The organism is Staphylococcus sp. AS1337, assembly GCF_051408735.1.
GTDB lineage: Bacteria > Bacillota > Bacilli > Staphylococcales > Staphylococcaceae > Staphylococcus > Staphylococcus xylosus_B.
Genome location: NZ_JBOIHZ010000003.1, coordinates 116,018 through 131,204, shown reverse-complemented (window position 1 = coordinate 131,204; position 15,187 = coordinate 116,018). Strand labels below are relative to the sequence as shown.

Here is a 15,187-nt window from a genome sequence, read left to right as displayed (position 1 = left end):
TACTTCGAAATCGAGATAAAATTATAAAGAGGAGTTTTACTATGACAAATAATCAATTATTGGGAATCCACCACGTAACAGCTATGACAGATGACGCTGAAAGAAACTATAAATTTTTCACTGAAGTCTTAGGCATGAGACTTGTTAAGAAAACAGTTAACCAAGACGACATATACACTTATCACACATTTTTTGCGGATGATGAAGGTTCTCCAGGTACAGATATGACATTCTTTGATTTTCCTAATGTACCTAAGGGGGCACCTGGCACAAACTCAATTACACGTCCATCATTCAGAGTACCTAATGACGCGGCTCTTGAATACTATGAACAACGTTTTAATGATTTCGGAGTGCAACATGAAGGTATACAAGAATTATTTGGCACAAAAGTATTGCCATTTGAAGAAGAAGACGGACAAAGTTATCAACTTGTATCTGATGAGGATAATGAAGGCGTTGCACCTGGTAAACCATGGAAAAATGCTCCAGTACCAAGTGATAAAGCGATTTATGGTTTAGGACCAATTGAAATTACTGTAAGTTATTTTGATGACTTCAAAAAAGTTTTAGAAGAAATTTATGGTATGAAAGCAGTTATTGTAGAAGAAGATGTAGCAATTTTAGAAGTTGGCGAAGGTGGTAACGGCGGCCAAGTTATTTTAAGAAAAGATACTGAAGGTCCTGAAGCGAGACAAGGTTATGGTGAAGTACACCACGTATCATTTAGATTGAAAGATCATGAAGCAATTGAACAGTGGTTAGAAAAATATAAAGCAGCGGGTATAGGTAATTCAGGTTTAGTCGATAGATTTTACTTCGAGGCACTATATGCACGCATTGGTCATATTTTAATAGAAGTATCAACAGATGGCCCTGGATTTATGGATGATGAGCCTTATGAAACATTAGGTGAAAGTTTAGCGCTACCACCATTTTTAGAATCGCAACGTGAGTATATTGAATCAGAAATACGTCCATTTGACACTAGAAGATAACTATTTAAGTCATAATTAATAACAATCAAGCAATATTGAAATGTAATAATTAAACAATTAGAAAGTTAGGAGGAAACGATATGGAAGTAATTCAACATATCCATCATATTTCAGCAATTGTAGGTAATCCCGAAGAAAATATAAAATTTTATAGAGATATATTAAACTTGAAACTAATCAAGAAAACAGTAAATTATGATGATCCTTCGACTTATCATTTATATTTTGCGAATGATTCAGTAGATAATGGCACAATCATTACTTTCTTCAACTGGCCAAATACTCATAAAGGACATATTGGGAACGGCCAAGTAGAACGTATTGCTTTCAGAGTACCAAAAGGATCTATAGAGGCTTGGACACAACATTTAGAAATGAATCAAATAAAAACGATGACTACGCAATTATTTGAATCTAAAACGTTAGAGTTTGAAGATATACACGGTTTGCCGCTAGCATTAGTAGAAGATGATAAAGTGCAAAGAGACCAACAAGCCATTATTGGTTTTCATGGTGTCACACTATTATCTTCAAATCCACAAGAGACAGTAAAAACTTTAACAACTGATATGGGTCTGGTTAAAACGGGCGAAGATGAAGCATATATTCATATTGAAACACAAGGTGAGTGGCGTCATCATGTTATAGTGAAAAAACAAATTGCTGACACAAACGTTCGTTGGGGAGTTGGTGTTGTACATCACATTGCATGGTCAGTTCCTACAAATCAAGCACATCTTGATTGGCAAGCGTATATGAGTAATAAAGGTTATCACGTAACAGAAGTTAAAGATCGTAGCTATTTTAATGCAATTTACATGAAAGAACATGGTGGTATTATCTTTGAATTTGCAACAGAAGGTCCTGGGTTTACGATAGACGAACCTTTTGAGCAGTTAGGTCAAAAGTTAGTATTGCCGTCACAGTATGAAGATAGAAGAGAAGAGTTATTACGTTTATTACCACAGATACGCGTTTAACATTAATAATGAAAAAGGAGATGAAAATTTATGGAACATATTTTTAGAGAAGGTGAAACAAACGCACCAACGTTTATTTTATTACACGGTACTGGTGGGGACGAAAATGATTTATTACCTTTAGCTCAAGCACTTAACCCTAAATACAATGTTCTCAGTATCAGAGGTGAAATTTCTGAAAATGGTATGAATCGTTTCTTCAAAAGACTTGGAGAAGGAAAATACGATTTAGAAGATTTAGAATATCGCACTAATAGATTAATCTCATTTTTAAAAGAAGCGGCACAACGCTATAGTTTTGACTTATCAAAAGCAATACCTGTTGGGTTTTCAAACGGCTCAAACATTGCAATCAGTATGATTTTACACCCCGACACATCTTTTGAAAAAGCTTTATTGTATGCGCCATTATATCCAGTAGATCTTGTTGATAACAAAGATTTAAGTAACATGAATGTATTGCTTTCAATGGGACAATATGATCCAATTGTTCCTGTAGAAGCTAGTGAAAATGTAATTAATATCTTCGAAAGTCGTGGTGCTCAAGTAGAGCAAGTTTGGGTCAATAGTCATGAATTAACACAAGCAGGTGTAGCAGCAGGACAATCATTATTAGATCAATAAAACAATAAGCCATCGATATCATACATTAGTGAAGTATGATGTTCGGTGGCTTATTTTGTATGAGTTCAATTTGAGTAAGTAATTATAGAATCATTTATAATGTTTGTTGAACACCCAATAGAATAAAAAAGGTGGAATTGATAAATGGGAAATAACAAAGCGCTTATTGTCATGGATATGCAAAACGGAATAGTGAATGGATTAAAACAGAAAGAAAGTGTTATACATTTTAATAAACAAGCAATCAATTTTGCTCGTCAGCAAAATATACCGGTTATTTTTATTCGCGTTGCGTTTACAGGCGACTTTTTAGAGGTATCACCTAATAATAAAATGTTTGCACAAATGAAAGCTAACGGCATACGGATGAATAAAGTAGATGAAGAGACACAAATTCTTGACGCATTAGGACGCCAAGCACATGAACCACTCGTTACAAAACATAGGTTAAGTGCATTTACAGGCAGTAATTTAGAAGTATTATTGCGTGGGTTACAAGTAGAACATCTTGTCTTAACTGGTGTAAGTACTAGTGGTGTTATACTATCTACGGCCACTGAAGCGGCAGATAAGGATTATAAACTGACTATATTATCAGATGCTATAACCGACCAAGATGAAGAAAAACATCAATTTTTACTCAATAAAATTTTAACAAGATATGCTGACATAATGACCACAGATTTATGGATAAGTAAATAAATTAATTAAAAATCCCCAAGCTATGTTTAATGTATTTAACATAGCTTGGGGTTATATATTACATAAGGCCGATGAGTTTCATCCACAATGATCCAACACCTAACCATACTATAAAATAGAAGAAGGCAAGTATTGCATTCATAGTCCACCAACGATTTTGTGAAACATATCCAGCTGAATATAGGATGGGAGCTGGACCGCTACTATAGTGTGTTGTAGAAGCCATTAAATTCCCGAAGAAACCTAACATCAATGCACTATATAATGGTGGTGCTCCCGTAGCGATAGCTACACCGAGTAAAGCTGAGTACATGGCACTAACGTGCGCTGTTGAACTCGCAAATAAATAATGTGAATAGAAATAAAAGAGTATCAAAATAATTAAAACGATTGGCCAACTTAATCCGCCTAAACTACCTGATATCGATTCACTTAACCAAGGAATAAAGCCGAGTTCATTGAGTTGATTCGCCATCATCACTAGGATTGAAAACCAAACTAATGTATTCCAGGCACCAGTCTCTTTAAGGACATCATTCCAAGTGAGAACACCTGTAATGAGTAATAGCGATAATGCGATAAAGGCAGTTAAAGTGGCATTAATATTTAACGTACTGCCTAGAACCCAAAGACCAAGTGCAATAATAAAGATTGCAATCATGAATTTTTCACTTTTAGCCATGATGCCCATATCAGTAAGTTCATTTTGTGCCCATGACTTGGCATTTGGTGTTTCTTTAATTTCTGGTGGGTACATTTTGTAAATTATAAGTGGTACTAGTATTAACGAAATAATACCTGGGACTAACGCTGCCAAGAACCAGTGCATCCAAGTGATGTCGACACCTTGATGTTTTGCAAGTGATTGTGCAAGTGGGTTACCAGCCATAGCAGTTAAAAACATAGCTGCAGTAATTAAGTTACCATGAAATTCTGTGAAGATAAGAAAAGCACCCATTTTACGTTGCGTACCGTCTTCTGGTTTTGAACCAAATGAACGGGATAGTGCATTGATAATAGGAAACATAATACCACCTGCTCTAGCAGTATTACTTGGCGTGGCAGGTGCAAGGATTAAATCTACACCGATAAGTGAATAACCTAAACCAAGCGTTTTTTTACCGAACAATTTAACGAATTGCAATGCAATACGTCGTCCCAAACCAGTTTTCACAAAGCCTCTAGAAATGAAAAAGGCCATTGCAATTAACCAAATACTACTATTGCCAAACCCAGCTACAGCAGTATCGATTTTAACTGTGTTAGTTAACACAGCTAATGTGAAACCTATCATAGCAATTGCACCTATCGGTAGTGGTTGTGTAATACAACCAATGATTGTTGCTACAAATATAGCAAACATGTGCCAAGCAGCAGGATCTAAACCATCTGGTCTAAGTGGTGTGAATAGCCAGATAATGATACCTGCAACGATAGGAAAAATAAATTTTTTGTAGTTAATGCCTTCGTGCATTAGAATCATCTTCCTTTATGTATGATTGTGATAAAAAAATAGTAATTTAGAAATAAAAAATATAATTTATAGTGCCCATATATTTTCCTATCCTATTAATTTATTATAAATTTGTCATAATAATTATAATTATGACAATACATATTGTAAAGTTGGTGTTTAAATAGATGGATCTTTTTGAAAAATATTAATAAGGTTTTATAGCATGGTATTAAGCAAAAAGTGACTATGCAAAATTAAATGTGTCTATTTTCGCAATATTCCTTTTGTCAAGATTGGTATTAATAGAATGAAACCAAATACACCCATAACTGGAAATACTTTGCCTATTAATTCGATAAAACCAATAAATGTTGTAGCAAATGTAACAATTGTCATCACAATGATAAGTCGATAATAGGCTTTAGTATAAGGAGTAGTGAATCTAGATGCGAAAGCGTACATAAGCCCAACGACGGTATTATAAATAACCAATACCATTACAACCGACATAAAAATTCCAATAATTGGAGAAATCTGTTTTGCTAATAACAATGAAGGTAATGCAACACCAGTAATTTGTGTGAATTCAGTGATCATACCTAAGTTGAGCATCAAGAGTAAGAAAGTAATAGTAATACCACCTAATATACCACCCCAAACTGTTGATTTCTCAAATTTTAGACGGCCCCCCATAACTGTTAAAAAGCTAAAAGCAGCGGCAATTTGTAGACTGCCGTAATTAATTGCATCAAACCACCACCATTGATCTGAGCGACCATCACTATTTGCATAATGATGTGCAGCATTGAAGTTTAACTGACCTGTAGAAAAGTAATAAACAGCAATGATTGTAACAATAATTACTAAAAATGGTGTAACCATACCTAAAACGGTAATAAGACGATCAAATTTTAAGAATAGTGTTAGTAAGATAACAAGAACTAAAATTAATGAACTAAATAAATAAGGCATCCCTGTACTTTCGTGAATTGTTGATGCGCCACCAGCGGTCATTATCATAGCTAGTGCAAATAAAAATAAAGTCAAAATAATATCAAATACTGTTGCGATAGGACGCGGTAAATAGTGTTTAATTGGTTCAGTATGATTATGAGAGCGTAAGCGATAACCAGTTTGTAGTACAAAAACACCGCCAATTGTAATGATGAATCCTGTAATCAACACACCATAAACACTAAAATTGCCATTACTTGTAAAAAACTGAAAAATTTCTTGTCCAGTTGCAAATCCAGCACCCACAACAACACCTACAAATGCAAAAGCGACAATAATAATTTCCTTCAAGTTTGTCATAGAAGTTGAAATCCTTTCATTGTTTTAGATTGTAAAATTTTGTAGAAAAGTATCACAGTGAATCATTTTATATGAAAATAAGGTAAAATTAAACACTAAAGTTTATATACTGAATACAATTGTGTATATAGAGTGAACTTTTGAGAGAAGACTTAAGCAATAAATAAAAGAAAACATTTTTAGTGCGTTAATATAAAATTTTTGATAATATGTCTTCTTATTGCTTTATTTTATGCTTTAATTTAGTAGCTAATTTACATAAAAATACCGGGTAATAAATATAAAAATCGGGAGAGTGTGAGTCATGTGTCATTATTAAATTTACCGTTAACATTACTCATTGTTATATTTTTGGCATTGGGTATTTTTAGTCAATGGTTTGCGAATAGAATTAAATGGCCATCTATCGTAGTTATGGCCATAGTTGGATTACTTGTAGGACCAGTATTTGGCTTGATTAATCCGCAAGAAAGTTTGGGGGAAGAAGTATTTAGTCCCTTAGTTTCATTAGCGGTGGCAATTATCCTATTTGAGGGAAGTAGTAATTTAGATTTTCGTGAAATTAAAGGGATTTCAAAAGCGGTTATACGAATTATCACGATAGGTGCAATTATTGCTTGGATACTTGGGACAGTCACACTACATTATATTATTGGTTTTTCACTATCTATTTCGTTAGTGTTAGGTGGCTTATTTTTAATCACAGGGCCGACTGTGATTCAACCATTATTAAAACAAGCGAAAGTTAAAAAGCGTGTTGATTCAATACTAAGATGGGAAAGTATTATACTTGACCCTATCGGACCAATGCTTGCTTTAGGTGCATTTTATATTTTTCAAATTATAGAACAAGGATTTGATTTGCAGTTAATAGCTAGATTTATTATAAGTTTATTCATTGCAATTGCTATTGGGTTTGGTGCTTCGTACTTATTTATGTGGTTAATTAAAAAAGATCTTATTCCACAAAATTTGATGCCGCCGATACAATTAATCTTTATCTTATTAATTTTTTCAATATGTGATGAGATTTTACCGGAATCAGGCCTATTAGCAGTTACGATATTTGGTCTAATGATGGCGCGTATGAAGAGACACGATTTAATCTTTAAGGAATCAGATCATTTTATTGAAAATACATCATCGATAATGATTTCCACTGTATTTATATTAATCACTTCTTCATTAACGTTAGAAGTATTAAAAAGTGTCATGTCTTGGAAACTATTTATTTTTTGTGCCATTATGATTATCTTAGTAAGACCAATTTCTATCCTCTTATCTACAGTAAACACTGAGATATCTAAACGAGAGAGAGCGATGGTATCAATGATGGCACCTAGAGGTATAGTTGTATTAACGGTAGCGCAATTTTTCGGTGGTTTATTCATTGAAAAAGGGACACCGATGGCAGAATATATAACGCCAGTTACTTTTGGCTTAGTATTTATTACCGTTGTCATATATGGCTTTAGCTTTTTACCATTAAGTAAGATTATGCGAATTTCTAGTACTGAACCTCCTGGCATTATTATAGTAGGGGAAAGTGAATTTTCTTTTCATCTTGGAGCAAAATTAAGAAGCCATAACATACCGGTTATGACATTTAATTTATATAGTAATACAACACAACGTTCAAAAGAATTAGGTTTTGAAGTTTTTGATGGAAACTTATTATCAAGCAATGACCGAATATATGCAGATATGACACGATATAATAAATGTATATTGATGACACAATCCTTTATATTTAATAGCTTAGCTTTTAATGAGTTAGTTCCAGAATTTGGTTTGAAGCATGTAGATATGATGCCAGTATCGTTTAGCGATGAACATGATCGTAGTAACGTAGATGGTCCGATTAGAAATCATATTCTTTTTGATTGGAATTTCACGTCCCGTTGGTTTAATCGTTTTATATGTGAACACAATATTTTAGAAATACCAGCAAAAAAACAAAATCAATTAACTAAAAATGATATGGTACTCTATCATATAGATAATAATAGTGTAGTAACATTTAAGCGTAGTAATCAGTTTATCTCTGACGCTGAGGAAGGAGTAATAGGTTATTTAAAAGACGCTTACTTACATCAAAATATATAAGAAGTTAAAAAGAGTGAGAATGTGTTCTCAGCCTAAACTATCGACAAAGGATTCATCTTTGTCGATAGTTTTTTGTTTTCATAGATGCTTCTTATATTCATAGAAAATCCGAGACATAGCTTTATGCCTCGGATTATTTTATAGATTTGTCTTTGCGGGTGTCACTAGTTTACAAAACGATCATGCATTAATTCTTTTAAGATATCAATCTGCGCTTGAATTTCATGACCAGTATTTGTATCACGAATTTTTTTACGTTGTAATTCTTTATCTACGACACGGCGAATTGAGAGTTCATCAGCGCCGTTAAGCAATACGTGCTTTTTAGAGTTAAAGTGTTGATGGGCCACGAGCTGCATACCAAATGAATTATAAAGCAGAGTATATCCTGCAATACCTGTCGTTGATTGATAAGCTTTTGAGAATCCGCCATCAATGACAATCATCTTACCATCAGCTTTTATGGGGTCTTCCCCATCAATTTCTTTCACTGGTGTATGACCATTGATAATATGACCTTGTTCGGGATCTAAACCGAAATCTTTTAGCATTTTTTTACACATATCTACATCTTCACGTAAATAATAATAAGGATTTTTAGTTTCTTTATGAGCTGTTTTATCTTTGATGAAATAGCGTTCAAATGTAGTCATTGCACGTTTGCCAAATAGTGAAGAATATTTACCAGTCCATAAATACCAAACTAAATCTGTAGCTAAATCATCTTCGATATCTTTATGGTCAAAAGCTATTCGTACATATTCTTCGAAATGGTCTAATAAATCTCTGCCATAACATTTCACTCCATCAATAACCATTGATTCCATTTCGCCTTGTTCATCGACGGGAATACAACCATGGATAAGTAAGTTTCCATTGTAAGGTAAGTAAAGTTTTCCTTTTTGCATAAGGAAAGTCATGTGACGTTTTAGTTTTTCGGATTGTTGAACTGATAACAATAATTTATCGATTACATCTGCTTCTTCATCAGTTAATTTATTGGGGGCATTAGGATCAACTGTTTGAAAACAAGTGTGTTCTAATGGGTATGTTTTTCCGTAAAGTGTTGCTTCATTTTTTTCATAGTTAATTTTTTCTAATACTAAACGTTCTTCCATTTCAAATGTAGGGCGACGTTTGATAATTGGTGCTTCTAATTTAAATTGAATAATAGCTATGGCTTGATGGAGTTTAGTGATTTGTTCTAACTCTAGCTCGGATAAACCTTCAGCATTTTTAGGACGGAAAGCTGGATTTGAACCATCATAATATTTGTCGGCAAGTGTTAATAACGGTCGTAAATTGATGCCATATGCATCTTCAATAATATCCAAATTGTCGTAACGTGCACAAATTCTAAGTAAGTTTGCAAGACAAACCTTAGACCCAGCATATGCTCCAATCCATAGTACGTCATGATTACCCCATTGAATATCTACAGAAGGATAATCTATGAGTGTTTCCATAATTTTATCTGGTTCAGGTCCACGATCATAGATATCTCCTACAACATGTAAGTGATTCACCACTAGATGTTGTACTGTAAAAGATAGTCCAATAATTAAATCATCTGATTGTTCTAATTCTATAATTTGTTTGATTAATGTTTCATAGTATGAGTGTTTATTATTATATTTATTACTTTTATATAATAATTCTTCCACAATAAAAACATAATTTTCAGGTAAAGATTTACGTAGTTTTGTACGTGTATATTTTGATGATGCATAAGTAATTAGTTTAATTAGACGGTTAATGGTCGTGATATACCATTCATTTAATTCTGATTTTGAACTAAAACTATTTTTTATGAGTTGTAATTTTTCTTCAGGATAATAAACTAAAGCAGAAAACTCATTAATTTCTTTACGCGTTAGCGTATCTTGGAAAATGTCATTAATCTTTGAACGAACATTCCCTGAACCATTGCGTAAAACATGTTGAAAGGCATGGAATTCTCCGTGCAAATCACTAACAAAGTGCTCTGTCCCTTTTGGAAGTTCCAAAATAGATTCTAAATTGATGATTTCAGTTGCGAGCGCTTCTTTAGTATCAAATTGTTCAGAAAGTAAATCTAAAAATCTTTCTTTTACACTCTTGTCTGTTGAATTATGCATTATTTATGTCACTCCAGTTGAATAAATTTCTAAAGTATAAAATACAAATTAGTAAAACGCTTCCATTATATGTTTCTTATTGTAGCATTAAAATACAATCTTTTGTCTACTACTTATTATATTATGAATTTTAATTAAATTCGAAGATATGGATTGAGTGTATAACTTAGTGTCAAAAAAATTTTTAATATGAAGATTTAAAAGGCGGATTTGAAGTGAAAGTTGTTTATGTTACTCAAATATAGTATTTTTGATATTTATATAAATGTTGTGATAAACATACATTTATATGAATGCTAATAGAGGTATTTTTGTCATAAAAGTGTAATTGTACAATTATAATTTGTAGGCGCTAAAACCTTTTTATACCAGTGTTTAAAGCTTGTTATTAGGTCTATATATATATATATTAACAAAAAATTTGCGATTTATTGTTTAATTTAATAATTATTTTTGTATAATATATGCATGTAACAAAATTATAAGGGGAGGAGTTTGTTTCATGTTTACATTGGGGACATCGTTATCGAGTCAAGTAGATCCAAATTGGCAAACATATATTATGCTGAGTGTTTATTTTATTGTTTTATTAGGCATAGGGTACTATGGATTTAAACAATCTACGAGCAACGTAAGTGAATATATGTTAGGTGGAAGAAATATTGGTCCATATGTAACGGCATTGTCTGCAGGGGCGTCTGACATGAGTGGTTGGATGATTATGGGATTACCAGGAGAAGTGTATTCAACTGGATTATCTGCAGCATGGTTAGCCATAGGCTTAACAATTGGCGCATACATAAACTATGTAGTTGTAGCACCTCGTCTTCGTGTTTATACGGAAAAGGCTGGAGATGCAATTACACTACCAGATTTCTTTAAAAATAGAGTGGATGATAAATCAAATCTGATTAAAATAATTGCAGGTGGGATTATCGTTGTATTCTTTACTCTTTACACTCACTCTGGAATGGTTTCAGGAGGAGTTTTGTTTGAAAGTGCCTTTGGATTGAATTATCACTTTGGTATGTTATTAGTGGCAATTATAGTTATTGCATATACGTTCTTCGGAGGTTACTTAGCAGTATCATTAACAGATTTTTTCCAAGGGGTTGTTATGATTATTGCTATGGTGATGGTTCCGATAGTAGCGATGCTGCAATTAAGTGGTCTAGATACTATATCACAAGCGGCAGAATTAAAACCTACAAATTTAGATTTATTTAAAGGAACAACGTTTATAGGTATTATTTCTTTCTTTGCTTGGGGGTTAGGTTATTTTGGTCAACCACATATAATTGTTCGTTTTATGTCTATTAAATCTATCAAACAGTTACCGACAGCAAGACGTTTTGGTATAGGTTGGATGGCGATTAGCTTACTTGGTGCAGTGGGTGTTGGACTGGTAGGTATCACTTTTGTTAATAGCAGTGGGGTTGAATTAAAAGATCCTGAAACGTTATTTATTTTAATGGGGCAAATATTGTTCCATCCACTTGTTGGCGGGTTTTTACTTGCGGCCATTTTAGCTGCTATTATGAGCACGATTTCTTCGCAATTGTTAGTGACATCAAGCTCATTAACAGAAGACTTTTATAAGTTGTTTCGTGGTGAAGAAGCCGCTAAAGAACATCAAAAAGAATTTGTATTGGTTGGGCGTATATCAGTTATAGTAGTTGCAATTATATCTATATGTATTGCATGGTCGCCTAATGATACGATATTAAATCTTGTAGGTAATGCTTGGGCAGGTTTTGGTGCAGCCTTTGGACCACTAGTGCTCTTGTCGTTATATTGGAAGGGTTTAAGTCGTACCGGCGCTATCAGCGGTATGTTGTCGGGTGCAATCGTAGTTATACTATGGATTGCATTTGTTAAACCACTAGGAGATATAAACGATTTCTTTAATTTATATGAAATCATACCTGGCTTTTTAACAAGTTTGATTGTTACATTCATAGTCAGTAAATTGACTAAAGAACCACAAATTGATGTAGCGACTGATTTAGCTGATGTACGTCGAATTGTTAAAAATAAAGATGAACAAGAGTGAATCATAATTTAAAAAGGGGTTTAAATTATGGCTGATATTCACTTGTTCAGCGCAACATTATAGTGTTATTTAATAAGGGAGAAATTTTATATAGATCGTGAAAGGCTAACTTCAAAGGGGGAAGTTAGCCTTTTTTACGTCAAACATTGATAACGTTATGGAAATAGAAGATATAAGTATAAAAACGCTCTTATCACAATGATTTTATTATTGCGACAAGAGCGTAAATTTTATTTTATTGAATTTCAAGTGAGTTAAATTGGCCTGTTAATTTATTAGGCTAAGCAAACGCATTCTTATTGGACACGGTCTTTTTTGAAAAGTCTATAAAAGACAAAAATCACCGCTAAAATAATAACGACATACATAATATACGAATAGGTATGTAAACCATTCATTAATACATCCCAACTACCACTCAATAATTTACCTAAATAAATTAAAGCGAAATTCCAAATGGTTGTACCAATTAATGAAAGAATTGTAAAAACTAGAACATTCATACGATTGATTCCTGCTGGGATAGTAATCAGTACACGTAAAACTGGTATAAAGCGACAGATGAACACTGCAATGGCACCATATTTTTTAAACCAATCGTTTGCACGTTCAACATCTTTGCCTTTTAATTTAATCCATTTGCCATATTTATCAACGAAACGATATAAACGCGTTTCAGAAACAAGTCTACTTATATAATAGAGGACAAGTAAACCTATCAATGATGCAATCGTTGAAATTGTAAAAAGAATGAGTATAGATAATCCTGATTTAACAGACATTAGTCCTGCAAAAGTTAAAATAATTTCAGAAGGTATGAAAGGTAATATATTTTCAAATAATATTAATATTGCAATGGCAGCATAGCCCCATGTGCTAATAAAGTCGGTAAGTATTTGTTCCATAGCTCTATGATTGGCTCCTTTAAAATCAAACTTTGTTAATTTTTTTGTACATCTTCAAGTATAATCTAAAATACTAAATTGTCTACGGAACATACATAGGGCTCAAGTATGATATTGTGATTGGTTTCATATAATCATGTAAAAAGTAAAAAAGTTATTGTAAGCGATTTCATATTGTGGTAATATCGTTTAAAACAATAGGTCATATGATGACTGGTTACTAAAGGGAGAAAGTTGGAGAGAAATGAAAGAAAAAAGAACAAATATTAGATGGTATTTTGCAATAGCATTTTTTATTATCGGAGTAATTGCTTATATGGACCGTTCCAATATATCTATAATTGCAGGACCGATGATGGAAGACTTAAACTTAAATAAAACACAATTCGGTTTATTAGCATCATTCTTCTCATTAGGCTATGCATTAATGCAAGTGCCATCTGGATTTTTGGCTGAAAAATTTGGGTCAAAAAAATTATTAACTATTGCACTTGTTTGGTGGAGCGCTTTTACGGTTTTAACAGGTATTGTAAAAAATCATGGTATGCTTTACGCCGTACGTTTCTTATTCGGTGTAGGAGAAGCGCCAATGTATCCTTCTAATGCTGTATTTAATACAAACTGGTTTGCAAAAGGTGAAAAAGGGCGTGCGTCTAGTGCGTTGCTTGCTGGTTCATACTTTGGGCCTGTAATTGCTCCAGTAGTAACGATAGCAATTGTAAATATGTTTGGTTGGCAAGCGGTATTTTATATATTTGGGGCGGTAGGTTTTGTTATCGCTATATTATGGATGGTAATTGCAAAAGATTTACCAGAACAACACAAGATGGTAAATGAAGCAGAGAAAAATTATATTATTGAAAATAGAGATGTTATAAAGACAGAAAAATCGAATGCACCATGGAATATCTTTTTCACGCGCTTTAGTTTTTATGCGATAGCAGCACAATATTTTGTAGTACAGTTTGTAGTTTCGTTATTTTTAATTTGGTTACCTACATATCTTACGGAACAGTATAAAGTGAAACTTACTGATCCTGATATGGCTTGGGCAGCAGGAGCTCCTTGGATAGCAATGTTCTTACTTATACTTTGTGGAGGAGCAGTTTCAGATAAACTGTTACAAAGTGGTAAATCTCGTTTTGTGGCACGTGCATCAATTGCTATTATTGGTTTCTTAGTATTCTGTATCTCACTATTTATGTCATTACAAACAGACAATCTAGTAGTTAATGTATTTTGGCTATCATTATGTCTCGGAGGTATTGGCATTGCCACAGGAATGAGTTGGGCAGCAGCGACGGATTTAGGACGTAATTTCTCTGGTTCTGTATCCGGATGGATGAATCTGTGGGGGAATATTGGTGCATTATTAAGTCCATTATTGGCAGGTATGATGGTTGACATTGTGGGTTGGACAATGACATTAGAATTAGTAATTATCCCAGTAGTGTTTGCGATTATTATGTGGTTCTTTGTAAAACCCGATCAACCTTTAATTATAGAAAAAGAAAATTTATAAAGTTTAATTATTTGTGCTTTTTGATTATCCCCTAGTATAATAATTATACTTATGAGGAGGAGAAAAATATGATTACTATTAATGCAATAATGAAAATTGACCCAGCTAAAAGAGAAGGTTATTTAGAATTAGTAAAACCATTACTTGAAGGTGCTAGCACTGAGGAAGGTTCATTATTTTATAAACATTTTGAACAAACAGACGAACCTAATACTTTTGCCTTTATCGAACGTTACAAAGATGAAGCAGCTGTTGAAGCACATAACAATTCTGATCACTTTAAAGCATTCTTTGCTGAAGTAAGTCAATATTTAGTTGAAAAACCAGATATTAGCGTTTCTCAAGATCAAACAACATAAATAATTATTTGAAATGTATTGAATTAATAAGAGAGTGGGATAGAGATCAAA

The 15,187-nt window shown here is 33.1% G+C and carries 12 protein-coding genes; 8 read left to right on the top strand and 4 right to left on the bottom strand.

Annotated elements, in window-relative coordinates; all coding sequences use genetic code 11:
* Window positions 1-41: 41 nt before the first annotated feature.
* From mhqE to ACSUE0_RS06125, 4 genes are all read left to right on the top strand, one after another.
* Complete coding sequence (mhqE, locus tag ACSUE0_RS06140) at window positions 42-998, top strand: ring-cleaving dioxygenase MhqE (RefSeq protein WP_436956545.1); 957 nt, start codon at window positions 42-44, stop codon at window positions 996-998.
* A gap of 80 nt (window positions 999-1,078) precedes the next feature.
* Complete coding sequence (locus tag ACSUE0_RS06135; protein ID WP_119613319.1) at window positions 1,079-1,978, top strand: VOC family protein; 900 nt, start codon at window positions 1,079-1,081, stop codon at window positions 1,976-1,978.
* A gap of 30 nt (window positions 1,979-2,008) precedes the next feature.
* A complete protein-coding gene (gene mhqD / locus ACSUE0_RS06130; protein WP_119613320.1) occupies window positions 2,009-2,602 on the top strand; it encodes a methylhydroquinone degradation carboxylesterase MhqD in 594 nt (197 codons plus the stop codon).
* Between the two features lie 144 nt (window positions 2,603-2,746).
* Window positions 2,747-3,304, top strand: a complete 558-nt coding sequence (locus tag ACSUE0_RS06125) for a cysteine hydrolase family protein (protein WP_119613321.1) — start codon at window positions 2,747-2,749, stop codon at window positions 3,302-3,304.
* Between the two features lie 58 nt (window positions 3,305-3,362).
* Here the strand turns inward: ACSUE0_RS06125 and ACSUE0_RS06120 are convergent, their stop codons facing one another.
* Together ACSUE0_RS06120 and ACSUE0_RS06115 are read right to left on the bottom strand one after the other, a co-directional pair.
* A complete protein-coding gene (locus tag ACSUE0_RS06120) occupies window positions 3,363-4,778 on the bottom strand; it encodes an anion permease (RefSeq protein ID WP_436956542.1) in 1,416 nt (471 codons plus the stop codon).
* 246 nt (window positions 4,779-5,024) lie between these two features.
* Complete coding sequence (locus ACSUE0_RS06115; RefSeq protein ID WP_119613323.1) at window positions 5,025-6,074, bottom strand: YkvI family membrane protein; 1,050 nt, start codon at window positions 6,072-6,074, stop codon at window positions 5,025-5,027.
* Between the two features lie 306 nt (window positions 6,075-6,380).
* On the opposite strand from ACSUE0_RS06115, the gene ACSUE0_RS06110 reads away from it, so the two are divergent.
* Window positions 6,381-8,180: a cation:proton antiporter gene (locus ACSUE0_RS06110; RefSeq protein ID WP_436956540.1), complete on the top strand. Its 1,800-nt coding sequence runs from the start codon at window positions 6,381-6,383 to the stop codon at window positions 8,178-8,180.
* Between the two features lie 164 nt (window positions 8,181-8,344).
* Here the strand turns inward: ACSUE0_RS06110 and ACSUE0_RS06105 are convergent, their stop codons facing one another.
* On the bottom strand, window positions 8,345-10,297 hold the full coding sequence (locus tag ACSUE0_RS06105) for a fructose-1,6-bisphosphatase (protein WP_436956538.1): 1,953 nt from the start codon (window positions 10,295-10,297) through the stop codon (window positions 8,345-8,347).
* A gap of 502 nt (window positions 10,298-10,799) precedes the next feature.
* Between ACSUE0_RS06105 and putP the strand changes: the two genes are divergently transcribed.
* Window positions 10,800-12,350 carry a sodium/proline symporter PutP gene (gene putP / locus ACSUE0_RS06100; RefSeq protein WP_119614282.1) on the top strand — a complete coding sequence of 517 codons (1,551 nt, stop codon included), beginning with the start codon at window positions 10,800-10,802 and terminating at the stop codon, window positions 12,348-12,350.
* 296 nt (window positions 12,351-12,646) lie between these two features.
* On the opposite strand, the gene ACSUE0_RS06095 is transcribed toward putP, so the two are convergent.
* A complete protein-coding gene (locus ACSUE0_RS06095; protein ID WP_119614281.1) occupies window positions 12,647-13,255 on the bottom strand; it encodes a DedA family protein in 609 nt (202 codons plus the stop codon).
* A gap of 244 nt (window positions 13,256-13,499) precedes the next feature.
* Here ACSUE0_RS06095 and ACSUE0_RS06090 point away from each other — a divergent pair, with 244 nt between their 5' ends.
* Both ACSUE0_RS06090 and ACSUE0_RS06085 read left to right on the top strand, forming a co-directional pair.
* The gene (locus ACSUE0_RS06090; RefSeq protein ID WP_119614280.1) at window positions 13,500-14,777 is read left to right on the top strand and encodes an MFS transporter; all 1,278 of its coding nucleotides are present in this window, start codon (window positions 13,500-13,502) and stop codon (window positions 14,775-14,777) included.
* Window positions 14,778-14,845: 68 nt separating this feature from the next.
* Window positions 14,846-15,136 carry a putative quinol monooxygenase gene (locus ACSUE0_RS06085; RefSeq protein WP_107554305.1) on the top strand — a complete coding sequence of 97 codons (291 nt, stop codon included), beginning with the start codon at window positions 14,846-14,848 and terminating at the stop codon, window positions 15,134-15,136.
* Window positions 15,137-15,187: the final 51 nt, after the last annotated feature.